General features: G+C 69.9%; 25 protein-coding genes, 1 tRNA gene and 1 pseudogene. 14 read left to right on the top strand and 13 right to left on the bottom strand.

Going from position 1 to position 22684, the window contains the following annotated elements; genetic code table 11:
* Positions 1 to 35: 35 nt before the first annotated feature.
* Positions 36 to 530, top strand: coding sequence for a DUF3145 domain-containing protein (locus ACZ6S0_RS05015; protein ID WP_465913295.1), 495 nt, complete (start codon positions 36 to 38; stop codon positions 528 to 530).
* Positions 531 to 667: 137 nt separating this feature from the next.
* On the opposite strand, the pseudogene ACZ6S0_RS05010 reads toward ACZ6S0_RS05015, so the two are convergent.
* From ACZ6S0_RS05010 to ACZ6S0_RS04970, 9 genes and pseudogenes are all read right to left on the bottom strand, one after another.
* A pseudogene (locus tag ACZ6S0_RS05010) lies at positions 668 to 775 on the bottom strand (carboxyl transferase domain-containing protein); the annotation flags it as partial.
* A 5-nt stretch (positions 776 to 780) separates the two neighbouring features.
* Entirely contained in the window at positions 781 to 2013 is a 1233-nt protein-coding gene (gene fabF / locus ACZ6S0_RS05005) for a beta-ketoacyl-ACP synthase II (protein ID WP_465913293.1), read from the bottom strand.
* Between the two features lie 41 nt (positions 2014 to 2054).
* Complete coding sequence (locus ACZ6S0_RS05000) at positions 2055 to 2294, bottom strand: acyl carrier protein (RefSeq protein WP_465913291.1); 240 nt, start codon at positions 2292 to 2294, stop codon at positions 2055 to 2057.
* Between the two features lie 73 nt (positions 2295 to 2367).
* A complete protein-coding gene (locus ACZ6S0_RS04995; RefSeq protein WP_465913290.1) occupies positions 2368 to 3324 on the bottom strand; it encodes a beta-ketoacyl-ACP synthase III in 957 nt (318 codons plus the stop codon).
* Entirely contained in the window at positions 3321 to 4217 is an 897-nt protein-coding gene (locus tag ACZ6S0_RS04990; protein ID WP_465913288.1) for an ACP S-malonyltransferase, read from the bottom strand. Before ACZ6S0_RS04990 ends, ACZ6S0_RS04995 begins: the two co-directional genes overlap by 4 nt.
* Before the next feature lie 108 nt (positions 4218 to 4325).
* Complete coding sequence (locus ACZ6S0_RS04985; protein ID WP_465913396.1) at positions 4326 to 5444, bottom strand: PucR family transcriptional regulator; 1119 nt, start codon at positions 5442 to 5444, stop codon at positions 4326 to 4328.
* 143 nt (positions 5445 to 5587) lie between these two features.
* A complete protein-coding gene (locus tag ACZ6S0_RS04980; RefSeq protein WP_465913286.1) occupies positions 5588 to 6019 on the bottom strand; it encodes a DUF350 domain-containing protein in 432 nt (143 codons plus the stop codon).
* A gap of 41 nt (positions 6020 to 6060) precedes the next feature.
* On the bottom strand, positions 6061 to 7206 hold the full coding sequence (locus tag ACZ6S0_RS04975; protein WP_465913284.1) for a glutathionylspermidine synthase family protein: 1146 nt from the start codon (positions 7204 to 7206) through the stop codon (positions 6061 to 6063).
* Positions 7207 to 7208: 2 nt separating this feature from the next.
* Entirely contained in the window at positions 7209 to 7679 is a 471-nt protein-coding gene (locus ACZ6S0_RS04970) for a hypothetical protein (protein ID WP_465913282.1), read from the bottom strand.
* 102 nt (positions 7680 to 7781) lie between these two features.
* Here ACZ6S0_RS04970 and ACZ6S0_RS04965 point away from each other — a divergent pair, with 102 nt between their 5' ends.
* The 3 genes from ACZ6S0_RS04965 to ACZ6S0_RS04955 all read left to right on the top strand — a co-directional run bounded on the left by ACZ6S0_RS04965 (position 7782) and on the right by ACZ6S0_RS04955 (position 10259).
* Complete coding sequence (locus ACZ6S0_RS04965; RefSeq protein WP_465913280.1) at positions 7782 to 8804, top strand: PHP domain-containing protein; 1023 nt, start codon at positions 7782 to 7784, stop codon at positions 8802 to 8804.
* Between the two features lie 281 nt (positions 8805 to 9085).
* Entirely contained in the window at positions 9086 to 9814 is a 729-nt protein-coding gene (locus ACZ6S0_RS04960; RefSeq protein WP_465913278.1) for a helix-turn-helix transcriptional regulator, read from the top strand.
* Between the two features lie 88 nt (positions 9815 to 9902).
* Positions 9903 to 10259, top strand: coding sequence for a VOC family protein (locus ACZ6S0_RS04955; RefSeq protein WP_465913276.1), 357 nt, complete (start codon positions 9903 to 9905; stop codon positions 10257 to 10259).
* A gap of 191 nt (positions 10260 to 10450) precedes the next feature.
* Here ACZ6S0_RS04955 and ACZ6S0_RS04950 read toward each other — a convergent pair whose 3' ends face one another.
* The 3 genes from ACZ6S0_RS04950 to aceE form a co-directional block, all read right to left on the bottom strand.
* Complete coding sequence (locus ACZ6S0_RS04950; protein ID WP_465913275.1) at positions 10451 to 11233, bottom strand: maleylpyruvate isomerase family mycothiol-dependent enzyme; 783 nt, start codon at positions 11231 to 11233, stop codon at positions 10451 to 10453.
* Between the two features lie 9 nt (positions 11234 to 11242).
* Entirely contained in the window at positions 11243 to 12754 is a 1512-nt protein-coding gene (locus ACZ6S0_RS04945) for an alpha/beta hydrolase (protein WP_465913273.1), read from the bottom strand.
* Between the two features lie 185 nt (positions 12755 to 12939).
* On the bottom strand, positions 12940 to 15687 hold the full coding sequence (gene aceE, locus ACZ6S0_RS04940) for a pyruvate dehydrogenase (acetyl-transferring), homodimeric type (protein ID WP_465913270.1): 2748 nt from the start codon (positions 15685 to 15687) through the stop codon (positions 12940 to 12942).
* A 636-nt stretch (positions 15688 to 16323) separates the two neighbouring features.
* Between aceE and ACZ6S0_RS04935 the strand changes: the two genes are divergently transcribed.
* The 9 genes from ACZ6S0_RS04935 to ACZ6S0_RS04895 all read left to right on the top strand — a co-directional run bounded on the left by ACZ6S0_RS04935 (position 16324) and on the right by ACZ6S0_RS04895 (position 21066).
* Complete coding sequence (locus tag ACZ6S0_RS04935) at positions 16324 to 16506, top strand: DUF1918 domain-containing protein (protein WP_344887384.1); 183 nt, start codon at positions 16324 to 16326, stop codon at positions 16504 to 16506.
* Between the two features lie 10 nt (positions 16507 to 16516).
* The gene (locus tag ACZ6S0_RS04930) at positions 16517 to 16924 is read left to right on the top strand and encodes a YjbQ family protein (RefSeq protein WP_465913267.1); all 408 of its coding nucleotides are present in this window, start codon (positions 16517 to 16519) and stop codon (positions 16922 to 16924) included.
* A 117-nt stretch (positions 16925 to 17041) separates the two neighbouring features.
* Positions 17042 to 17473 (top strand): DUF3052 domain-containing protein, encoded by a 432-nt coding sequence (locus ACZ6S0_RS04925; protein ID WP_465913265.1) that lies wholly within the window; start codon positions 17042 to 17044, stop codon positions 17471 to 17473.
* 28 nt (positions 17474 to 17501) lie between these two features.
* The gene (locus ACZ6S0_RS04920) at positions 17502 to 17966 is read left to right on the top strand and encodes a peroxiredoxin (RefSeq protein WP_465913263.1); all 465 of its coding nucleotides are present in this window, start codon (positions 17502 to 17504) and stop codon (positions 17964 to 17966) included.
* A 33-nt stretch (positions 17967 to 17999) separates the two neighbouring features.
* The gene (locus ACZ6S0_RS04915) at positions 18000 to 18320 is read left to right on the top strand and encodes a hypothetical protein (protein WP_465913261.1); all 321 of its coding nucleotides are present in this window, start codon (positions 18000 to 18002) and stop codon (positions 18318 to 18320) included.
* A gap of 388 nt (positions 18321 to 18708) precedes the next feature.
* The gene (locus ACZ6S0_RS04910) at positions 18709 to 19650 is read left to right on the top strand and encodes an ROK family protein (RefSeq protein WP_465913260.1); all 942 of its coding nucleotides are present in this window, start codon (positions 18709 to 18711) and stop codon (positions 19648 to 19650) included.
* A gap of 17 nt (positions 19651 to 19667) precedes the next feature.
* Positions 19668 to 19742 (top strand) — tRNA-Val (locus ACZ6S0_RS04905).
* A 350-nt stretch (positions 19743 to 20092) separates the two neighbouring features.
* The gene (locus tag ACZ6S0_RS04900; RefSeq protein ID WP_465913258.1) at positions 20093 to 20425 is read left to right on the top strand and encodes a hypothetical protein; all 333 of its coding nucleotides are present in this window, start codon (positions 20093 to 20095) and stop codon (positions 20423 to 20425) included.
* Positions 20425 to 21066 (top strand): nucleotidyl transferase AbiEii/AbiGii toxin family protein, encoded by a 642-nt coding sequence (locus tag ACZ6S0_RS04895; protein WP_465913394.1) that lies wholly within the window; start codon positions 20425 to 20427, stop codon positions 21064 to 21066. The genes ACZ6S0_RS04900 and ACZ6S0_RS04895 overlap by 1 nt, the downstream gene beginning before the upstream one ends.
* 431 nt (positions 21067 to 21497) lie before the next feature.
* Here the strand turns inward: ACZ6S0_RS04895 and ACZ6S0_RS04890 are convergent, their stop codons facing one another.
* Positions 21498 to 22229 (bottom strand): LysR family substrate-binding domain-containing protein, encoded by a 732-nt coding sequence (locus tag ACZ6S0_RS04890; protein WP_465913256.1) that lies wholly within the window; start codon positions 22227 to 22229, stop codon positions 21498 to 21500.
* A gap of 55 nt (positions 22230 to 22284) precedes the next feature.
* On the opposite strand from ACZ6S0_RS04890, the gene ACZ6S0_RS04885 reads away from it, so the two are divergent.
* Positions 22285 to 22656, top strand: a complete 372-nt coding sequence (locus tag ACZ6S0_RS04885; RefSeq protein WP_465913255.1) for a DUF5997 family protein — start codon at positions 22285 to 22287, stop codon at positions 22654 to 22656.
* The last annotated feature ends 28 nt before the right edge of the window (positions 22657 to 22684 follow it).

The raw sequence follows: 22684 nt of genomic DNA, 5'->3' as shown, positions 1-22684 counted from the left end.
GGGGAAGGCGCACCTCGTACCGAAGGGGAGGTCCGGTGTCTGCTCGTGGCGTCCTTTACGTCCACTCGGCTCAGCCCGCGCTGTGCCCTCACATCGAATGGGCAGTCGCGGGTGTCCTTGGCGTACCCGTAGACCTGACGTGGACTCCGCAACCCGCCGCGCCCAACGTCGTGCGGGCGCAGGCGGAGTGGGAGGGCCGCGCGGGCATAGCGGCGGCCATCGCCTCCTCCCTCATGGGCTGGCAGCGCCTCAGGTTTGAGATCACCGAGGACGCCTCGCCGGGCGTCGACGGGTCCCGGCACGCCTACACGCCGACGCTCGGCGCGTTCACGTCGGTCATCGGGGTCGCCGGCGACATCATGATCCCCGAGGACCGGCTCCGCGCCGCGATGATGCTGGCCGCGCAGGGGCGGTGCGTGCTTGAGGACGAGCTGGACAAACTGCTCGGCAGACCATGGGACGAGGAGTTGGAGCCGTTCAGGTACGCCGGTGACGGCGCACCGGTCAGGTGGCTGCACGCCGCCGTTTGAGCAGGCCGTTTTGAGCGGGCCGTTCGCAGGCCGCTTTCCTGAGGAGTGACACCCCGGCCGGCCGGGGCCGCGGACGACAGCAGGGCCCGCACCTGACGTCAGGTGCGGGCCCTGCCGCGTGCAGCGGCGGCTATAGCGGGAACGTCCGCGAGGACAACCAACGGAACACCGAAGGCGTCACACCTACGTACGAAGCGGACGGCTTTCCCGGCGAACGTGGCGTCGAGGCAGCCGCCGACCCGCAGTGTGTCTAAGCTCCCTGGAACACGACGCACACGTTGTGCCCGCCGAATCCGAACGAGTTGTTGACCGCGGCGAGATCGCCCTCGGGCAGGGCGCGGTTCGCGCCGTGGACGAGGTCGACCTCGATGCCGTCGTCGAGGTCGTCGAGGTTGATGGTGCGCGGGACGATGCGCTCCTGCAGGGCCTTGATCGTGAAGACCGACTCGATGCCGCCCGCCCCGCCGAGCAGGTGCCCGGTCATGGACTTGGTGGAGGTCACCAGCGGGTGCGTGCCGATGGCCTTGGCCACCGCCACCACCTCGCCGACGTCGCCCGCGGGGGTCGAGGTGGCGTGCGCGTTGACGTGCTTGACGTCGAGCCCGCTGATCCCGGCGTCGGTCAGGGCCTGCGTCATCGCCATGATGATGCCCCGGCCCTCGGGCTCGGGCTGGGTGATGTGGTGCGCGTCGGCGGAGTAGCCGACGCCCGAGCAGTAGGCGTAGACGCGCGCGCCGCGCGCCCTGGCGTGCTCCTCGGACTCCAGCACGATGATGCCCGCGCCCTCGCCGAGCACGAACCCGTCGCGGCCGCGGTCCCACGGCCGCGACGCGCCCGCCGGGTCGTCGTTGCGCGTGGACATGGCCCGTGCGGCGGCGAAGGCGGCGATGTTGAGGCCGTGGATGGCGGCCTCGGTGCCGCCGGCGACCACCACGTCGGCGCGGCCGACCCTGATCATGTCCATCGCGTGGCCGATGGCCTCGGCACCGGACGCGCAGGCCGACACCGTGGCGTGCACGCCCGCCTGGGCGCCCAGGTCGAGCCCGATCCAGGCGGCCGGGCCGTTGGGCATGAGCATCGGCACGGTGAAGGGCGACAGCCGGTTCCAGCCGCGCTCGCGATAGGTGTCGTACGCGCTCAGCGTGGTCGTGATGCCGCCGATGCCGCTGGAGACCACGACGCCGAGCCGCTCGGGCGCCACCTCGGGGGCGCCGGCGTCCTGCCAGGCCTCCCTGGCGGCCACCAGCGCGAACTGCTCGCTGCGGTCGAGCCGCCGGGACTCGGGCCGCGGCAGCACCTCGGTGGGATCGACGGCGGCCGTCCCCGCGAACCTCACGGGGACGGTGTCGATCCAGTCGGTGGTGAGAGTCTCGACACCCGACTGACCGGCGAGGAGCGCCGTCCAGGTCGAGGTGACGTCTCCACCGACGGGCGTCGTCGCGCCGAGCCCGGTGACGACGACACGTACCCGGTTCGCACTCACGTTTCGCGCTCCTTGCTAGTCAGTTGTGGTGGACGGACGTTTCAGTTCTGGATGAAGTTGAGCACGTCCTTGACCGTCTTCAGGTTCTTGAGCTGGTCGTCGGGAATCTCGACGCCGAACTCGTCCTGGGCGGCCACGGCGATCTCGACCATGGACAGGGAGTCGATGTCGAGGTCGTCGACGAAGTTCTTCTCGGGCGTCACCTCGGAGGCCGGGATGCCGGTGATCTCGTTGATGATCTTGCCGAGGCCGGCGAGGATGTCCTGCTCGGTGGCAGCCATATCGCTTGTTCTCCTTCTGGTTTCTCTGGAATCCGTGCGGACGGTGCCGCACAGGCTTGGGACGTGACGGATCCTAGGGGATCTCGATCACTTGGCCCGCGTACGTGAGGCCCGCGCCGAAGCCGAGCACCAGGGCCAGGCCGCCGGAGCGCACCTCGCCCCGCTCCAGCATGCGCGAGAGCGCCAGCGGGATGGACGCGGCCGAGGTGTTGCCCGCGTGCACGATGTCGCGGGCGATGACGGCCTGGTCGGCACCCAGCTTACGGGCGATGCCCTCGATGATGCGCAGGTTGGCCTGGTGGGGCACGAACGCGGCCAGCTCGGACGGGTGGACCCCCGCCCGCTCGCACGCCTCCAGCGCCACGGGGTGCAGCGCGGTGGTGGCCCACCGGAAGACCGTCTGGCCCTCCTGGTGGAGGAAGTCGTCGCGGTCCTTGATGTGGATCGCGTCGGCCTTGTCGCCCGCGCTGCCCCACACCACGGGGCCGATGCCGGGCGTCTCGGACGGGCCGACCACCGCGGCGCCGGCGCCGTCGGCGAAGATCACCGCGGTGGACCGGTCGGTCCAGTCGACCCACTGCGAGAGCTTCTCCGCGCCGATGACCAGCACGTTCCTGGCCGATCCCGCGCGTACGGCGGCGTCGGCGGTGGCCAGCGCATAGCAGAACCCGGCGCAGGCCGCGTTGACGTCGAACGCGCCGGGGGACTTGATGCCCAGCCGGTGCGCCACGACCGCGGAGGCGTTGGGGATCTGGGTCTCCAGCGTGCAGGTGGCCACGATCACCAGGTCGACGTCGTCGGGGGACAGGCCGCCGGCGGCCAGCGCCTTGCCGCCGGCGATGGTCGCCATGTCCTCGAGGGACTCCCCGGCGGGAGCGACCCGGCGCTCCTTGATGCCGACGCGGGACTGGATCCACTCGTCGTTGGTCTCCATGGTCTTGGCCAGGTCGTCGTTGGTGACGATGTTGGCCGGCTGGTAGTGGCCGAGGGCCAGCACCCTGCCGCCCGGGGCGATGTCGGGGATCCTCACTTGATCAGCTCCCTGGCCGCGTCGAGGTCGTCGGGTGTCTTCAGTGCCACGGTCCGCACGCCGCGCAGGGCCCGCTTGGCCAGGCCGGTCAGCGTGCCGCCGGGCAGCAGCTCGATCATCTCGGTGACGCCGAGCCCGGCCATGGTCTCCATGCAGGAACCCCATCTGACGGGGCTGCTGACCTGGTCGACCAGTCTCTGGAGGAACTCGGCGCCGGTGGCGACCGCCTGCCCGTCGGAGTTGGACAGCAGCGGGATCGCCGGGTCGGAGGGGACGACGTGCCGGGCGGCCTCGCGCAGGCTGTCGACCGCCGGGGCCATGTGGTGGGTGTGGAAGGCGCCCGCGACGGACAGCGCGATGAGCCGGGCGCGGGCGGGCGGGTCTTCCTTGAACGCCGCGAGTTGCTCCAGCGTGCCGCCGGCCACGATCTGCCCGGCGCCGTTGACGTTGGCGGGGGTCAGGCCGTGCTTGTCGAGGGCCGCCAGCACCTCTTCCTCGACCCCGCCGAGCACGGCGGTCATGCCGGTCGCGGTGACGGCGGCGGCCTTGGCCATGGCCCCGGCCCGGTCGCGGACGAGGCCGAGCGCCTGCTCGGGGGTGAGCACCCCGGCGAGCGCGGCCGCGGCGAACTCGCCCACGCTGTGCCCGGCCAGCAGGCCGGGGGTCACGCCGAGCGCCTCGGCGGAGGCCAGCGCGGCGGCGACGAGCAGCGGCTGGGCGACGGCGGTGTCGCGGATCTCGTCGGCGCCGGCGGTGGTGCCGTAGGCGATCAGGTCGAGCCCGACGACCTCCGACCACGCGCCGAGTCTGTCGGCCAGACCGGGCAGCTCAAGCCAGGGAGTCAGGAAGCCCGGTGATTGGGCACCTTGGCCCGGGGCGACGAGTACTAGCACAAAATCCACCTTGCCCTGTAGAACTTCGACACGCGGATGGAGATCCGCACGAACTTTGTCCGGGGTGATTTGTAGGAAGCCTACAATGTGGATTTCGACGCCGTTACGTTAAGGCCCCCAGGCTACCGCGCTCTCCGAGAGCCGGCCGAGAATGAGGCCCACCTGGAGGGTGAACGCGGACCTGCCCTCGGTGGGCTGGTAGCCGGTCAGCTCGGTGATCTTCTTGAGCCGGTAGCGCACGGTGTTGGGGTGCACGAACAGCAGCCGCGCCGTCGCCTCCAGCGAGGTGCCCTGCTCCAGGTACGTCGCCAGCGTGTCGAGCAGCGGGGTGCCCGCGAGCGGCAGGTAGACGTTCTCGATGAGCTGCCCGCGGGCGTCGGCGTCGCCGTCGAGCGCCCGCTCGGCCAGCAGGTCTTCCGCGTGCACCGGCCTGGGCGCGTCGGGCCAGCCGCAGGCCGCCTTCAGCCCGGCCAGCGCCGCCCCGGCGGACCTGGCGGCGGCGTGCAGGTCGGGCACTTCGGGGCCGATCACGATGGGCCCGACGCCGAAGCGGGCCACGACCTGCCTGGCCGCCTCGTCGGCGCTTCCGGCCCCGCCCACGATCACGATCAGCCGGTCGGCCTGCACCCCGGCCAGCAGGTCCATGCCGATGCGGCGGCCCTTCTCGCGCAGGCTGTCGATGACCGCGCGCGGGTCGTCGTCGGGGGCGTGGCCGGCGATGACGACCACGGGGGAGGAGGTCCAGCCGAGCGCGGCGGCCCAGGAGTGCAGGCCGTCGTCGACCTCGCCGCGGACGAGGGCGTCGACGATCAGGGCCTCCAGGCGGGCGTCCCACGAGCCCCTGGCCTCGGCCTCGCGGGCGTAGACGTGGGCGGCGGCGAAGGCCACGTCGCGCGTGTAGTGGAGCATGGCCTGCTGGAGCTGGTCCTCGCCGCCTGGGGAGGCCAGCTCGTGGGTCTGCGCCTCGACCACCTCGACCACGACCCTGACGATGTCGACCGTCTGCTGGAGCGAGATCGAACGCTTCAGCTCGCGCGGGGCCGTGCCGAAGAACTCGATGCTGGGCGTGGGCCGGTCTTTGCTCGCGTGCTGGAACCACTCGACGAACGCGGCGATGCCGGCCTGGGCCACCAGCCCCACCCACGAGCGGTCTTCGGCGCTGAGCGCGCGGAACCACGGCAACTGGTCGTCCATGCGGGCCATCGCCGCGGTGCCGAGCGCGCCCATGGCCCGCTCGAGCCTACGTGTGGTGTCCTCCCGGGTCCGGTCTGTCACGCCTCCTAGAGTGCCAGGTCCGTCCCGATGACCGGAACGGCGGTACGCGCCGCGCCTGGCCGGGCCGCCGGATCACGGCCGCTGGACGACGGCCGCTAGATGACGGCCACGGCGGTGATCAGGCCGATCGCCAGGTGGGTGACCGCCAGCAGCCGCGCGCCCGGCTGCAGCTCCTTCTCCTTGACCAGGTCGCGTACGGAGATGCCGACGATCCGGTCGAACACCAGCATCGCCACCGTCTGCACCACGATGCCGACCAGGCCGAACACCGCCGTGCCCGCCAGCCCCTCGGCCAGCCGGCCGCCGGAGGCCCAGATGGAGGAGGCCACGATCAGGCCGACGGCGCCCAGGGCGGAGGTGGCCAGCAGCGTGGCGTTCGGGTTGCGCTGGGTGCGGATGACCTCGCTCAGCTTGCCCGGCGTGGCCCAGTCGATCACGTAGAAGCCGATGATCAGCAGGATCACGCCGACGGCGGCGTAGGCGGCGATGGCGCCGGCGCCGCGGGCGAGGGTTTCGAGAAGCGTCACGTCAGGTTCCAATCACGAAAGGCGTGCAGAGGGTGGGTGCGTCAGTCGGCGATGCGGTGCGGGACGAAGGAGGAGGTGTCATCGGTGATCAGGCCGGTGGTCTCCCTGATGCCCAGCCCGGCGGGTTCGTCGGCGACCACCCAGGCGCCCAGCACCGGGCGCTGCCCCTCGAACTCGGGCAGGGCCTCGAAGCCCTGGAACACGTAGCCCTCCCGGCCGTACCCTCCGGTCGTCTCCTGGGTGCCCTCGGGGGTGACGATGCGCATCGAGGCGCCCTCCCTGCCCAGCAACGGCTTGGCGATGTACGAGGTCAGGTCGCGGGGGTCGCCGAGGTGGGCGGGCAGCAGGTTGGGGTGGCCCGGGTACAGCTCCCACAGGAGCGCCAGCAGCGCCTTGTTCGACAGCAGCGTCTTCCACAGGGGCTCGATCCAGGTCGAGTGGCGTACGGCGTGCCGTCCGAAGTCGTCGGCGAGCATCCACTCCCAGGGGTAGAGCTTGAACACCGAGCGGATCATCTGGCCGTCGAGGTCGGCGAAGCGGCGGTTGAGCGGGTCCCAGCCGATGTCCTCCACGGCGATGGCCATGGTCGGCAGGCCGGCCTGCTCAGCGGTCTCCTGCAGGTAGGCCACCGTCATGGCCTCCTCGCCGGTCTCGTCCATGCTGGTGAACGCGAAGTGCGTCGGGCCGGGCGGCAGCTTCAGCCCGCGCCAGCGCTCGACGAGCCGCTCGTGCACGGAGTTCCACTGGTCGTCGGCCGGGAAGACGTCCTGCAGCCAGAACCACTGCACGACCGAGGACTCCACCAGGGAGGTCGGCGTGTCGGCGTTGTACTCCAGCAGCTTGGCCGGGCCGGTGCCGTCGTAGCGCAGGTCGAAGCGGGCGTACACGTGCGGGTCGCGGCGTTCCCACGAGCGGGCCACCTCCTCCCACGTCCATTCGGGGAGGGCGAAGTCGGCGAAGCGCCCGGTGGAGACGACGTGCTCGACGGTGCGCAGGCACATGCCGTGCAGCTCCTCGACCTGCGCCTCCAGCGACTCGACCTCGTCCATCGAGAAGACGTAGTGGACGGACTCGTCCCAGTAGGGCCTGCTCAGCCCTTCCGGGTGGGCGGCGCGGTGGTAGGCCAGGCCCTGGCTCTCGATCGTCTTGTCCCAGCCGTCTCTGGCGGGGTGGTGCTCGCGGCGCACCCTCAGCTCCCGCTGCTGGAGCGGTTGCCGAAGCCGCCGCGCTGGATCTCCTTGCCGGCGCGGGTGCTGATGTTCACGTCGGAGGGGCGCAGGGTGGTGCCGCCGGAGACGCGGTTGCCGTTCCTGATGCCGCCGTAGTACCACGAGTACGCCCCGAGCGAACGGCCGCTGCTGTAGTAGCGGTAGGAGCCGTCGTCGTCGCAGTACGAGTCGTCGACGACCACGTAGGAGCCGGCCGGAGGGGGTGACGTGCTGATGCCCGGGGAGGGCGAGACGTCGGGGTACGGCGTCGGCGTGGTGGTCGCGTCGTCCACCAGCATGACGCAGTCGGCCGTGACGTCGTCGTCATCGTCGTTGGCCTCCGCGATCGCCCAGACGCCGACCAGCGTCAGGGACAGCACGCCGAGGATGGCCAGGGGCACTGCCTTCGACGACTTGCGTGGCGGCTCTTCGTGTGGGGGCGGTGGTGCCATCGAGCTCCTGCTTTCCTTGGCCGGTCAGCCTATCGGTGTGTCTTGTCCGCGTTCAATCTGTACTGCCTGCCGGTTGTCATTGGTTTGGGTAGGAATCAAGGCATGGATCCGGTTGATGCCCTTCGAGAGATCGCCTTTCTGCTGGAGCGCGCCGGGGAGCCCACGTACCGGGTGCGGGCCTTCCGCCGCGCCGCGGCGATCGTGGCGGACCTGCCCGGGGACGAGCTGGTACGGCTGGCCCGCACGGGCGGGCTCGGCGACCTCCCCGGCATCGGCAAGGTCACCGCACTGGTGATCAACGAAGCGATGTCCGGCGGTGTTCCTACGTATTTGCGGCGGATGCGGGCCACCGCCGGAGTCGAGCTGGACACCGAGACGGCCGCGCTGCGTGCCGCGCTCAAAGGCGACCTGCACAGCCATTCCGACTGGTCCGACGGGGGGTCGCCGATCGAGGAGATGGCCGAGGCGGCCCTCGCGCTGGGGCACGAGTACTGGGCGCTGACCGACCACTCGCCGCGCCTGACCGTGGCCAAGGGCCTGTCGGCCGAGCGGCTGGAGCGCCAGCTTGAGGTGGTGGCCAAGCTGAACGAGCGGTTGGCGCCGTTCCGGATCCTGACCGGGATCGAGGTCGACGTGAACCCCGACGGCTCCCTCGACCAGGAGACCGAGCTGCTGGAACGGCTGGACGTGGTGGTGGCCGCCGTGCACTCCAAGCTGCGCATGGGCGCGGAGGACATGACCCGCCGGATGGTCACCGCCGTCGCCAGCCCCGTGGTGGACGTGCTCGCGCACTGCACGGGGCGGGTCGTGCGGGCGGGCGGCGCGCGCGGGGCCAGACGGCCGGAGTCGGAGTTCGAGGCGGAGCTGGTCTTCGAGGCGTGCCGGCGGTTCGGGGTGGCCGTCGAGATCAACTCCAGGCCCGACCGGCTGGACCCGCCCAAGCGGCTGATGCGGCTGGCGTACGAGATGGGGTGCGTGTTCTCCGTCGACTCCGACGCGCACGCGCCCGGGCAGCTCGACTGGCAGCGGTTCGGGTGCGAACGAGCCGCCCGGTGCGGGATCGAGGCGGAACGCATCGTCAACACCTGGCCGCTCGACCGGCTCCTCGCCTGGACGCGGGCCTGAGCGCGGCCCCGACCCCGCGCGACCCGTGGCGTCCGGCGGGAGATTCGGCCGTCCGAGGGAGATCCGGGCGTGCGGAGGGAGATCTGGCCGTGCGGAGGGAAGTTCGGCCGTCCTTGCCCGGCGGGAAAGCCGGGCCCGGCGTGACCTGCCCGCGCAGGACGTCGGGGCGTCGCTGAGGCGGTGGCGCGGGCGTGAGACCCCTGTGGCCGCGCGGTTACGTGGGTGTGCCGGGGCTACCGGGCGGCCCGCGATTGTCGGTGGCGGCGCGTAGCGTTCCGGCTGTGAACCGTACCGACCGGCTCTACGCGCTCGTCGAAGACCTGCGCGCCATCGCGCCGCGCCGCCGCTCCGCCCGCGAGCTGGCCCTGCGGTTCGAGGTGAGCGTGCGCACGATCGAGCGCGACATCACCGCGTTACAGGAGTCGGGCGTGCCGATCTACGCCGAGCCGGGCCGCAGGGGCGGCTACGCGATCGACAAGAAGATGTCGCTGCCCCCGCTCAACTTCACCCCGGCCGAGGCCGTGGCCATCGCGGTGGCGCTCAGCAGGGCCGGTGACCAGCCGTTCGGCAGGCAGGCGCGCAGCGCGTTACGCAAGGTGGTGGCGGCCATGCCGGGCTCCGAGGGCGAGCTGGCCAGAGAGTTGGCCCGGCGCGTGCAGCTCGTCCACCCGCCGGCCGAGCCGGGCGAGGAGATCCAGCCGCTGGGCGCCGAGGGCATCTCGCGGGCGATCGAGGAGGCGCTGCTGCGCCGCCGCGTGCTCCGGCTCGACTACGCCGACGCCAAGGGCGCGCTGACCTCGCGCGACGTCGAGCCCGGGGTGTTCCTCGGCGGGCGGGGCGGCTTCTGGTATCTCGTGGCGTGGTGCCGGCTGCGCGACGACGTACGCGTCTTCCGCCTCGACCGCATCGCCGCCGCCACCGTCACCGCCGAGCGCTGCCCCGACCGGCCGCTCGAAGGCTTCGCCACCGACGTGCCCGAGATGATCGTGCACGGCACGCTGCTCGACTGATCGCGCCGATAGTCGTTCGAAAACACCGACATAGGGTTGTCGCCATAGCGATACATCGTTGTCTTGTTCGAGAAATGAGGAGACGACGATGGACAACACGGTGACCTGGTTCGAGGTCGCGACCGACGACCCCGAAGGCGCCCAGCGGTTCTACGGCGGGTTGTTCGGCTGGACGTTCACCCGCGACGAGGGCCCGATCGACTACCGGTTGATCACGCCCCCGGGCGACGGGCGGCCCACGGGTGGGCTCTACAACACCGAGGGTGCGTTCCCCGCCCACGCGATCTTCCACGTGCAGGTGGCCGACGTCGAGGAGACCTGCGCCAAGAGCGAGTCGCTCGGCGCCAAGGTGATCACGAAGGTGATCGACGACGGCGCCGGCACCGACTTCGCCTACCTGCGCGACACGTCCGGCAGCGTCTTCGGGGTCTTCCACCGCAGGTGACCACCCGCTCGGGGCCGGGAGCTGCGCCTTCCCCGCGAACATCCCGGCCGATGAGCGGCCCCGGCCCGAGGCCGGGTGCGGGTCACCTCTGCCCTGGACACGCCGCCGATCGCCGAGCGGCGGCGCGTCCAGGGCCCTTCTGGCGTGCCAGGCGTCAGGAACGACGGTTCGTCAGGGGCCCTTCCGAGGGCTCAGAAGGCGGCGGCGGAGAGCCAGCGGCCGAGGAGGCCGCGGTCGCCGTGCACGGTGAGCGCGTCGGGCGATCGGCGGCCGTAGAGCAGGAGGAGCAGGTCGCCCACCGGGCCGCGCACCGCCGCGTCGCCCTTGGCGTGGCCGCGCGCCCAACTGATCTTCCCGGCGGGGCCCTGCGTGATCGTCCACTCGCCGTCGGCGTCGTCCCCGTGGAGGTGGATCGTGGCCCCCTCCGCGCCCAGCCCGGCCAGCGTCCGGGTGACCCACGCGGCGTCCGGCAGGTTGTGCAGGAACTCCTCGATCCCGTCGATCGCGGTACCCGCCGGGATCTCCGGGCCGACGCCGAGCGCCAGCTCGGCGTCGGCCCGGTGGATCACCAGCTCGAAGAGCATCCGGCGCGGCCACCAGGTCGCCCGCTTGTCGGGGCCCCACGTCCACACCTCCGTCGCGGGGTCGGTGACGCGCAGGGTCTCCAGCAGCTCGGCCACGCCGCCGGCCAGCCAGGCGGCATCGCCGTGCTCGCCCTCGCCCAGCCCGCTGGGCACCTGCCGCGACCAGATCTGCTCCTGGACCCGGTTGCGCAGCACGTGCACCGCCCAGCGGTGGGTCTGCCCGACATGCGTGATCAGCTCGGCGAGCGTCCATCCCGGGCACGTCGGCACCGGGATGGACAGGTCATCGGCCAGAGCCCCCAGGCGCGCGGCCTCACTCCGGATCTGGGAGTCGTAGGCGGTCATGTCGCTGTTCGGCACGGTGGCGTCCGTCAGGTGGTTGTCAGTCACCCCGCAAGACTAGGCCGCCGGGCACGTGGTGCCCTTCTGCGGCATCTTGCCGTCGATGAGGTAGCCGTCCACCAGCCCCTGGATGCACTTGCTGCCCGACAGGTACGCCCCGTGCCCCTCACCCTCGTACGTCACCAGCGTCGCGGTCTTGAGCTGGGCCGTCAGCTTGGGCGCCCACTCGTACGGCGTGGCAGGGTCGCCCTTGCCGCCCACCACCATGATCGGCGCGGACCCGGTGGCGTCCACGTGCCTGGCCTCGTTGCTGCCCTTGGCGGGCCAGACCCGGCACAGGCCGCCGGAGCCCTCGCTGCCGAACAGCGGCGAGATCTTCAGCGCGGCCGCCTCGGTGCGCCGCAGCGCCGCCTCGTCGGGGCGTTCCGCGGAGTCGACGCAGGTGATGGCGGGGAAGCTGGTCATCTGGGTGGAGTAGCTGCCGTCCTGGCCGCGTCCGGTGTAGGAGTCGGCGAGGTACATCAGCGCGTCGCCGCGGCCCTTGAGCGCCTCGCCGAGCGCCTGCTCCAGGAACGGCCAGGTCAGCTCCGAGTAGAGCGCGGCGGCCACGCCGGTGGAGGCCAGACCCTGGGTCAGCGGACGCCCGTTGACCTGCAGCGGCTTGGCGGCGAGCTGGGTCATCAGCTTCTCGACGTTCGCGTCGGCGCCGGCCTGGTCCTTGCCGACGTCGCAGCTCGTCGTCTTGACGCACGAGCGCAGGAAGCTCTCGTACGCCTGCTGGAAGCCGCGCGTCTGGGCCAGCGTCCGCTCCTCGAACGACACCGTCGGGTCCAGCGGCGCGTCGAGCACCATGCGGCCCACGTTCTTGGGGAACAGGGTGGCGTAGACGCCGCCGAGCTGGGTGCCGTACGACATGCCGACGTAGTTGAGCTTGGCGTCGCCCACGGCGGTCCGGATGCGGTCCATGTCGCGGGCGGCGTTCACGGTGCCGACGTAGGGCAGGATCTTGCCGGAGTTCTGCTGGCAGAGCGCGGCGAACTCCTTGTTGGCCGCCGCGTTCTCCTGGTGCGTCTGGTCGTCGGGCGGCAGCGTGTCGAGCGAGGTGAACTTGTCCATCTCGGCGCCGTCGCCGCAGCGCACGCCCGCGCTGCGCTCGACGCCGCGGGGGTCGAAGCTGATCAGGTCGTAGCGGGCGCGCAGCGTCGTCAGCGCCTTGGCGGCCTGGTCAAGGGTGTCGACGCCGGACGCTCCCGGGCCGCCGAAGTTGAACACCATCGAGCCCAGCCGCTGCTCCTTGCCGTTGGCCGGGATCTTGATCAGCGCCAGGTCCAGCTTCTCCCCGTCGGGCCTGGCGTAGTCGAGGGGGACCGCGAGCTTGCCGCAGCGTACCGAGGGGTCCTGGCGGGCGGGCGGTTCGCCGCCGGGGCGCTTGAGGTCGGTGCAGGGCCCCCATGCGATCGTGCCGGGATCGGCGGCGGATTCCGCAGCGGACTGCGCGACCGGCTGCGCGGGCGCCGTGGAACAGGCGGCGGCCGCCAGGAGCAGGGTGGCGGCGATGACGCGACGCATGACGAACTTCCCCTCATATGTTTCAGGGGGAAGTAGTGCCCACAATACGTGACCCTGCACCAAACGTGGGTGAGGCGGCACGTACCCCTCCTGAACGTGCCGCCTCACTCAGCCAAACGGCGTGGGCGGCCGAATATGACGGCGCTCCCGCGAAGAAATTCGCGGGAGCGCCCGTGCCGGATGACTCAGACCCCCATCGACTGGGTGTCGTTGCTCTCGGCGCCGCCCGCCTCGGTGACGCCGTTCTTGAGGTGGTAGCGGGCGATGGCCTCGCGCAGCACCTCACCGTCGAGCTCGCCGCGCTTGACCAGGCTGCTCAGCACGGCCAGCGTGATCGAGGCCGCGTCCACGTGGAAGTGGCGGCGCAGCGCCGAACGCGTGTCGGACAGGCCGAACCCGTCGGTGCCCAGCGAGGACCAGTCACCCGGCACCCACTGCGCGATCTGGTCCTGCACGGCCTTCATGTAGTCGCTGACGCCCACGAACGGCCCCTGCGCCCGCGAGAGCGCCTGGGTCACGTAGGGCACGCGGCGCTCGGCCTCGGGGTTGAGCAGGTTGTGCTCGTCGCACGCCAGCGCCTCGCGGCGCAGCTCGGACCACGACGTCGCCGACCACACGTCGGCCGAGACGCCCCAGTCTTCCGCGAGCAGCCGCTGCGCCTCCATCGCCCACGGGCCCGCCACGCCGGAGGACAGGATGTTGGCCTTCGGGCCCTGCGTCTGCGGGCCGTCGGCGAACTTGTACAGGCCCTTGAGCAGGCCCTGCACGTCGATGTCCGCGGGCTGGGCCGGCTGCAGGTAGGGCTCGTTGTAGACGGTCAGGTAGTAGAAGACGTCTTCCGGCTGGTCGCCGTACATGCGGCGCAGGCCGTCCTTGACGATGTAGGCCACCTCGAACGCCCAGGACGGGTCGTAGGAGACGGCGGCCGGGTTCGTCGAGGCGATGAGCGGGGTGTGGCCGTCTTCGTGCTGCAGGCCCTCGCCGTTGAGCGTGGTGCGGCCCGCGGTGGCGCCCAGCAGGAAGCCGCGGCCCATCTGGTCGCCCATCTGCCACATCTGGTCGCCGGTGCGCTGCCACCCGAACATCGAGTAGAAGATGTAGATCGGGATCATGTGCTCGCCGTGCGTGGCGTAGGCGCTGCCGGCCGCGATCGCCGAGGCCATCGAGCCCGACTCGCTGATGCCCTCGTGCAGGATCTGCCCCTGCACGGCCTCCTTGTACGACAGCAGCAGCTCCCTGTCGACGGCCTCGTACGTCTGCCCGTGGGGCGAGTAGATCTTGGCCGTCGGGAACATGGCGTCGAGACCGAACGTGCGGGCCTCGTCGGGGATGATCGGCACGAACCGGTGGCCGATCTCCTTGTCGCGCATGAGGTCCTTCAGCAGCCGCACGAACGCCATCGTGGTGGCCACCTGCTGCTTGCCCGAGCCCTTGCGGAAGGAGCCGTACACCTCGTCGCCGGGCAGCTTGACCGGCTTGGCGCGGACGACGCGCTTGGGCAGCACGCCGCCCAGCGCCGCGCGGCGCTCCTTCATGTACTCGATCTCGGGGTCGTTCTCGCCCGGGTGGAAGTAGGGCGGCAGGTCGCCTTCCAGCGCGGAGTCGGGGATCGGCAGGTAGAGCCGGTCGCGGAACTCCTTCAGCTCGGCCTTCGTGAGCTTCTTCATCTGGTGGGTGGCGTTGCGCGCCTCGAAGTCCTTGCCCAGGGTCCAGCCCTTGATGGTCTGGGCGAGGATCACGGTCGGCTGGCCGACGTGCTCGCGGGCCGACTTGAACGCCGCGTAGACCTTGCGGTAGTCGTGGCCGCCGCGCGACAGCTTGCGGATGTCGTCGTCGGTCAGGTGCTCGGCCATCTTGCGCAGGCGCGGGTCGGAGCCGAAGAAGTTGTCGCGGATGTAGGCGCCCGACTCGACCGAGTAGGTCTGGAACTGCCCGTCGGGAGTGGTGTTCATCTGGTTGACCAGCACGCCGTCGACGTCGGCCGCGAGCAGCGGGTCCCAGTCGCGACCCCACACGACCTTGATCACGTTCCAGCCGGCGCCGCGGAAGTACGACTCCAGCTCCTGGATGATCTTGCCGTTGCCGCGTACCGGGCCGTCGAGGCGCTGCAGGTTGCAGTTGATCACGAACGTGAGGTTGTCGAGCTCTTCGCGCGCGGCCAGGCCGATCGCGCCGAGCGACTCGGGCTCGTCCATCTCGCCGTCGCCGAGGAAGGCCCACACGTGGCTGCGGCTGGTGTCCTTGATCTGCCGGTTGAGCAGATAGCGGTTGAACCGCGCCTGGTAGATGGCGCCGATCGGGCCCAGACCCATGGAGACCGTCGGGAACTCCCAGAAATCGGGCATCAACCGCGGGTGCGGGTAGGAGGGCAGACCGTGGAAGCCGTGCGACAGCTCCTGGCGGAACGCGTCGAGCTGGGCCTCGTTGAGCCGCCCTTCGAGGAAGGCGCGGGCGTAGATGCCCGGGGCCGCGTGACCCTGGAAGAAGACCTGGTCGCCCGACTCGCCGTGGTCCTTGCCGCGGAAGAAGTGGTTGAAGCCCACCTCGTAGAGGGAGGCGGCCGAGGCGTAGGTGGCGATGTGGCCGCCGACGTTGGTGCGGGCGTTGGCCCGCGACACCATGATGGCCGCGTTCCAGCGGATGTAGGCGCGGATGCGCCGCTCGACGTGCTCGTCACCCGGGAACCAGGGCTCGCGCTCCGGCGGGATGGTGTTGATGTAGTCGGTGCTGCGCAGGCCCGGCACGCCGACCTGGTGCTCGCGGGCCCGCTCGAGCATGCGGAGCATGAGGTAGCGGGCTCTGGTGCGGCCTTCGGTCTTGACGACGTTGTCGAGAGACTCGAGCCACTCGTTGGTCTCGCTGGGATCGACATCAGGCAGTTGGCTGGGTAGGCCGTCGCTGATGATCGAGAATCGCTGGCGTCCGGAAGCCACTGGGTCTCGCCTTCCGAGATGGTCTGATGTCTGGTCTGGGTCGCCTTCCATCCTGGTCGCTAGCCGTAGAAATCGCATCTCTACTAGCCAGTAACCAGCGTGTCCCTGCTGGCAGGGCCACCTTCGATGGCCTAGACCACCGATGGTAGGACGAATCGCCACCAAAGGTTACATCGCGGGAGCAATTTAACAAGACAGGAAAACGAACGAAATTTCGCTCGAATGCCTGTGTCACCCCCGATGCCTCCTCTGTAGCCTTAGCCTCCCCGTCCGGGGGCGGTCTCACCCGCGGCGGGCGAGTCTAGCCGCCCTCCCTCAAGGCTGCCCCGAGTGACCCTCGAGCGCCCTGCCGGGGCCTTCACCTGGCTCGGCCTTGTCGGAGCGTGCGGCCGTGCGCCGGGATGGGCTCTTGCGATCTCTGTACGCTTGGCCGTGCGTGCCCGCTGTGGTCCTTGATCGTGAGCCCGAAGTCGTGGCGACGATCAGGTAACGGCCGTGGTCGTCCTGTCTCCGGACCGGAACGTCGCATCCCACGCAGCGTAACGATCCGGTCATGTTTTCTCCTCTCCATCTAGGTGGGGCAAAACTTGTGAATCGCTCTTTTCGTCCGGCTTTCCGCGTACCAATGTGGGAGGTATGAATGCGACGGTTGGCGACCGGCTCCTCGTGCACGGGAATGCCGTTGGCGAAAGGGACAGGAGCGGGGTAATCACTGAGGTCCAGGGCTCGGACGGAGGGCCCCCGTACGTGGTGCGGTTCGACGACGGGCACACGGGACTGGTGTTTCCCGGCCCCGACGCCGTCGTCGTGCATAAGTAAGATTTTCCCCGTGAGATCTGAAATCATCTCCGTGGCCACGGGTTCACGAGAGACGGTGCACGACATAACGGCCCAATGTACTGACTTCGTTCGCGCCCAGGGCGGGGACGGGTTGCTGCACGTTTTCGTGCCGCACGCGACGGCGGGCGTGGCGCTGCTCGAGCTGGGCTCGGGCAGCGACGACGACCTGTTGTCCGCGCTGGGCGAACTGCTGCCGGCCGACGACCGCTGGCGTCATGCGCACGGCTCCCGTGGTCACGGCAGGTCACACGTCATGCCGGCGGTGATCCCGCCGTACGCCACGATCCCCGTGCTGGACGGGCGGATGGCGCTGGGCAGGTGGCAGTCGGTCGCCCTGGTCGACCTGAACGTCGACAACGCGCAACGCCAGGTTCGCCTGTCGTTTTTGTCTGATTGATTCGGCTCGACTACCGCCGTACCCGTGGCGACCGTTGACGACTGAGGGTCACAGCGTGTGGACTGTGCCGAAGCGATAAACCGCATAAGCGGGGCCACTCAAGCAGGAGGGATAAACGTGAGCGCGACCGCGGGTCAGGCGCAGGGCGAGCGCGGCCTGGCCGAACGACTCGGACTCAAGCCGGGTCAGGTGGTGCAGGAGATCGGTTGGGACGAGGACGTCGACGACGAACTTCGCGACTCCATCGAAGACCTGACCGGCAACGAGCTGCTGGATGAGGATAGTGACGACGTCGTCGACGTGGTGCTGCTGTGGTGGCGCGACGATGACGGCGACCTTTTCGACGCTCTGACCAACGCCATGCGAGCACTCGCCGACGGCGGCCAGATCTGGCTGCTGACTCCCAAGGCCGGGCGCGATGGCCACGTGGAGCCGAGCGACATCGGGGAGGATTCCACTACCGCGGGTCTCTCGCAGACCAGCAGCATCTCAGCCGCACCCGACTGGTCCGGCACCAGGCTCGTTCCGCCGAAGGGCAGCCGCCGTTAGGAAGCCCGAGCGCCTGCCGTGCGGCAGGATGGAGCCCGTGAACGCACATCCTGCCGAGGTCGGCGCCCTGGCTCCGGATTTCGAGCTGCAGGACCAGCACGGCACCCCGGTGAGTCTGGGGCGGCTCCGGGGCGAGAAGGTCGTGCTGGTCTTCTACCCGCTGGCGTTCAGCGGGATCTGTCACAGTGAGCTGTCCGCCCTGCGCGATCATCCGATCGAGGGCGCGCGGCTGCTGACCGTCTCCGTCGACTCCGTGTTCACACACCGTGCGTGGGCGGATCGCGAGGGTTATGCGTTTGCGCTGCTCTCCGATTTCTGGCCACACGGACAGGTCGCGCGGGCGTACGGTGTGTTCGATGAGGCCAAGGGCCTCGCACGGCGGGGGACCTTCATCATCGACGGCGAGGGTGTGATCCGGTGGTCGGTGGTCAATCCGGCCTCCTCCGCACGCGATGTCGCCGACTACGTCAAGGCACTTGCCGATATTTCGTGACATTCGGGACTTCTTGACTTTTCGGAGGGAAGGATGCCCTGCTACCGATGCGGGGCCAGGCAGACGGACCCGGTGCGCGGCGCCAGCCCGTGGCAGCGCGGGGTGCGCAACGAGTCCCAGGTGCTGATCTGCCCGGACTGTCAACGGCTGCACGACCTCGACCTCGACTCCTGCTCGACCTGCGGGTCCACGACGTTGATCTGCAGGTTGGGCGAGGTGGAGTGCCGGGCCTGCGGGGCGGTGCGGTCGGCGCGCTCCGCCCCGGACGGGCTCACTTCTCCTCCGGTCACGTCACCGCCCGGGCTGTCGGCGGAGGTGGAGGCGGCACTCAACCGGGTGCTCGGACGGGCCTAGACGGCCTCTGGGGGGCTTCGGCGGGATTTGCGTACCCAGTCGCATGCCCGCAGGGCTCACGGGGGCTACGGGGCGTTGTGAGAGGTGCGCTGAGGTCGGCGCGGCCCTGGGACGGCGTGCGTCCGGGGATGGTGTGCGCCGGCCCTCGGGGCTCGGCCGGGCCCTTCGGATGATCTTCGGGCGATCAGGGAAGCCGGGTCATGCGCAGGCCGGGTGAGCGCGCAGGCCAGGTGACTCGGAGGCCGGGGGAGTGTGCAGTCCGGGAGTCAGACCTGTCTGTGCCGAAATCGGGCGATGACTGAAAAGCGGACCCTGTCTGGCCTGGACCGGAGCGGATGGCTTTCCAGACATTTGCTGAGCTGCGCTATCGTCTCCTTCCGTGTCCGCAATGAGTTCGTTCGTCGTCGCGCTCGACGTCGGTGGCACGTCCATGAAGGGCGGCCTGGTCAGCGAGTCCGGCGCGGTGCTGCTGAGCGAGCGGCGCCCCACCCCCCGGGCGGAGGGTCCTGAGGCGGTCGTCACCGCCATCTCCGGCTTCATCAGCCACCTCGCCGCCTCGGGTGACGGCATCCCGGCCGGCGTCGGGCTGGCCGTGCCGGGCCTGGTGACGGAGAACTCCGTCGTGTACGCGGCCAACCTGGGCTGGCGCGACGTCCCCGCCTCGAACTTCACCACCCTGGACATCCCGGTGATGCTGGGCCACGACGTACGCACGGGCGGACTGGCCGAGAGCATCCTCGGCGCCGGTCGCGGCCTCACGGACTTCCTCTTCCTCCCCATCGGCACGGGCATCGCCGGCGCCTCGATCATCCGCGGCGAACCGTACGGCGGCGCCGCGGGCTGGGCCGGCGAGATCGGCCACACCCCGGTCTTCCCGGACGGGGAACAGTGCGCGTGCGGCCAGTTCGGCTGCCTGGAGACGTACGCGTCGGCGGCCTCCGTCGGACGCCGCTACAGCCAGCGGGCCGGCGTGGAGGGCGTCAAGGCGGAACAGGTGGTCTCCTCGGACGACCCGATCGCCATAGAGGTCTGGGACGAGGCCGTGGAGGCGCTGTCGCTGGCCCTGGCGACGTACACGTTGCTGCTGGACCCGTCGGTCATCGTCCTGGGCGGCGGCCTGGCCGAGGCGGGCCCGGCCCTGTTCGACCCGGTGCGTACCCGTCTGGTCAAACGCCTGGCCTTCCGCGAGGCGCCCCCGCTGGTGCCGGCCGCACTCGGGGTGGACGCGGGCATGCTCGGGGCCGCCCTGCTGGGCTGGCGCGCCGCAGGCCGTCCTGAGCTGGGGCCCGGGTGGGCCGTGGATGTGCGGTCGGGGCCCTCGGTGTCGTAAGGTGTAGTGCCGATCAGGGGCGGTTAGCTCAGCGGTAGAGCACTCGCCTTACAAGCGAGGGGTCACTGGTTCGAACCCAGTACCGCCCACCAGCAGAAAGAAGCCCGGTAGCGTTCTTGCTGCCGGGCTTTCGTGCCATAAGCGTGCCATTACCCGACGCGGGCAAGTACTCCCGGAGGTCCGTCCTCGTCAGCCGGGTCCGTCGGCCCGACGCCTGCCCGCCACCCGGGCATCCGGAGTGAGGCTGGTCTCGGACGGCAGCAGCTCGTGCCGCCGCGCCGAACACCGCGCCCACCGTACGAAGCGAACCCGCCGGGTCATGCCGTCCCTCGGTCCCGAAACGACCACGACGGAGAAAGGCATGGACCCGCCACCAGTTTCACGCCGATCGGAGCGTGGGATCTGGCGGGTCGTGCTGGTCGCGTGGGGCACACTGGTGAGTATGGACGGTCAGCGTGGTGCTCCCTTCAGCTATGCGGATATCCGGCCGTATGCGGTTGCTGAGTCGCTGGATGAGTTGCGTGGGCCGGTGCACGGTGTGGTGACTCTCCCGCATGAGCTGGCGTGGAGCGGTCGTCGGAGCTTCGACCTGGATGATCCGTACGACCTCGGCGCCCTGTACAAGATCGTGCTGGAGGAAGGGCGCCAGCAGCATTTCCGTGCGCTGCTCAACGGTGAGGTGCTACGGCGCCATTGGCGCGAGTTCCTGCCCGCTCGGCGGGTCCGGGCAATGTGGGAAGAGCGGTTTCCCGAGTTGCGTCGCGCCGCCGCGTGATGGATCGGTTGCAGGAGCGGCTTGCGCGCATCGGGCTGGAGGTGGCCGCCCGTCATGGATTCGTCCTCGGTGGCGGTCACGCGGTGCAGCTACATGGCATGGGTGCTCGCCCCTCAGAGGACATTGATCTGTTCGCGCCACGGCGCGGGACTCCGGAGCAGGTTGAGCAAGTGGTCGTTGACGCCTACTGCAGAGAGGGCTTCCAGGTTGAGGTACGGCTGCGTACGGCTGATCTGGTGCAGATGGAAGTCAGTGATGCCACCGGGCACAGCTGCAAGGTGGATCTGGGGGTGTTCTGGCAAGCACGCTCACCTGTCATGCTGGAGATCGGTCCAGTGCTGCACCCTGATGATGCCGTGGCTGGCAAGATGGACGCTCTGTTCAACCGGTGGGCTCCCCGAGATTTCCTGGACATCGACGCAATCTTGAGCAGTAGCCGCTACACCCCCGATCAACTCCTGTCCGTCGCCGAAGAACACAATCCCGGGTTTGACAGGCCCATGTTCGCCGAAGCGCTGTCGATTCTCGAGCGGATACCTGACCGAGACTTCCTCGCCTACGGTGTGACCTCAGAACATATCGAGGCGATGCGCAAGCGCCTGAACGAGTGGCGACGCACGCTTTCCCCGGCCTCTGATTGATCGTCTTCTGGGTGTCTATCTGAGTGACAATCACCCTGGATCGGGGCGGACGGCTGTGGGCTGTTCGCGCAGGTCACGGTCTGTGTCGCCGCTGATCCGGACTCTCCCCGGATTGCCTTACAAGCGAGGGGTCACTGGTTCGAACCCAGTACCGCCCACCTGCGAAAAGGAGCCCCGTTCCCACCAGTGAGAACGGGGCTTGTGCTATTAGCGGGCGATCATGGTGTGTCTGGCAGAGCGCTCGCCTTGACGGAATCGGTCGTCGCTGGATCTTTGGTGAAGGCGTGGCGTTCGCCTTGGCGCTCAACCCCGGCCTTCCCCGGCCGTTGAGATCACACGGTCGTGCTGGGTGATGTCGCGCGTTGAGGTGGTGGGCGAGCTTCGTCGGCGGAGGCCGGGGCGGTCGCATTTGGTGCCGGGTGCGAACCGGGTCACCGAGGCCGGTTGCCCTTCCTTCTACGGCCGGTCGGCACGGTCCGGCGGCTGGAGCCGTTCTGTGCGGGTTTTCGTGCCTGCCGCTGCGCCGGTTTCTCCGCAGGGGAGGCGGCGGGGGTACGGCCCCGCGAACTGTTCACTGTCCGGCCGCGGACGATGCCGATGAAGTCTTCCACCAGGTCGGTGGTCGCATCCGTGGGCCAGGCCAGCGCGGCCTGAGACTGCGGCGCGTCCGGCACGGGCCGATAGGTGAGATCCCTGCGGTGGTGGAGGCGTGCCAGCGACTGCGGAACCAGGAGAAGCCCGGCGCCGCTTGCCACCAGCTCGACCGCGTCCGCCGTTGTGGCCGGGCGGGTGAACGCGGGCAGCCCGGGGCGGACCGTCCACTCGATGGTGTCGTCCAGGGGATGGAAGACGGCGTCGTCGGTCAGGTCGGCCATGGCCACCTCGTCGACGGCGGCCGCCGCGTGGTCCTTGGGCATCACGACCACCGTGGTCTCGACGTAGAGAGGAATCACGCTGAGTCCGTCCCGGTCGATGGGCAGCCTGACGATTCCGGCGTCGGCGCCGCCGTCCCGCAGGAGCCCCACCACCTCGGCGGCGGGGACCGCGACCAGGGTAACCGGGACGTCGGGGATCCGCTCGGTCCAGATGTTGACCCATTTCGCGGGTGTCACCCCGGGCACGTACGCCAGCCGGAACGTCCTTCCGGTCTCCCCATCAGTCACTTCCTCAGGGTACCGATGTCAGGGGAACCCGTCGCGACGGACTACTCTTGGCGCCATGACCCCGCCCAAACCGAAGACCATCCAGACGATGAAGCCCGCGACCGCGGCCAAGAAGCTGGGTATCCTCCTCTCGGCCACTCCCGCCGAGTTCCAGGCGGGTGTCATCTCCAGGGACGAGCTGAACCAGTTGCAGTCGGCTCCACCCGCCTGGCTCGTCGACCTGCGCCGCAACGGCCCGCACCCCAAGCAGGTCGTCGCCGCGAAGCTCAGGGTCTCCACGTCCGGCCTGACCAGAGGCGGGATCAGCACACCGCTCACCACCGCTGAGATCGACGCGCTGAAAGCGGAGAACCCGGAGTGGCTGGAGCGCGAGCGGTCCATCCAGGCCGAGACTCGTAAAGAGGCACTCCGCCTCAAGGAACGTTAGACAGTTGAGATCGAGCGCCGAGCCGCCG

It is taken from the genome of Nonomuraea sp. NPDC051298 (genome assembly GCF_055586305.1).
Note: the sequence above shows the minus strand (reverse complement) of the source record. Positions and strands in the feature narration are given on the sequence as shown.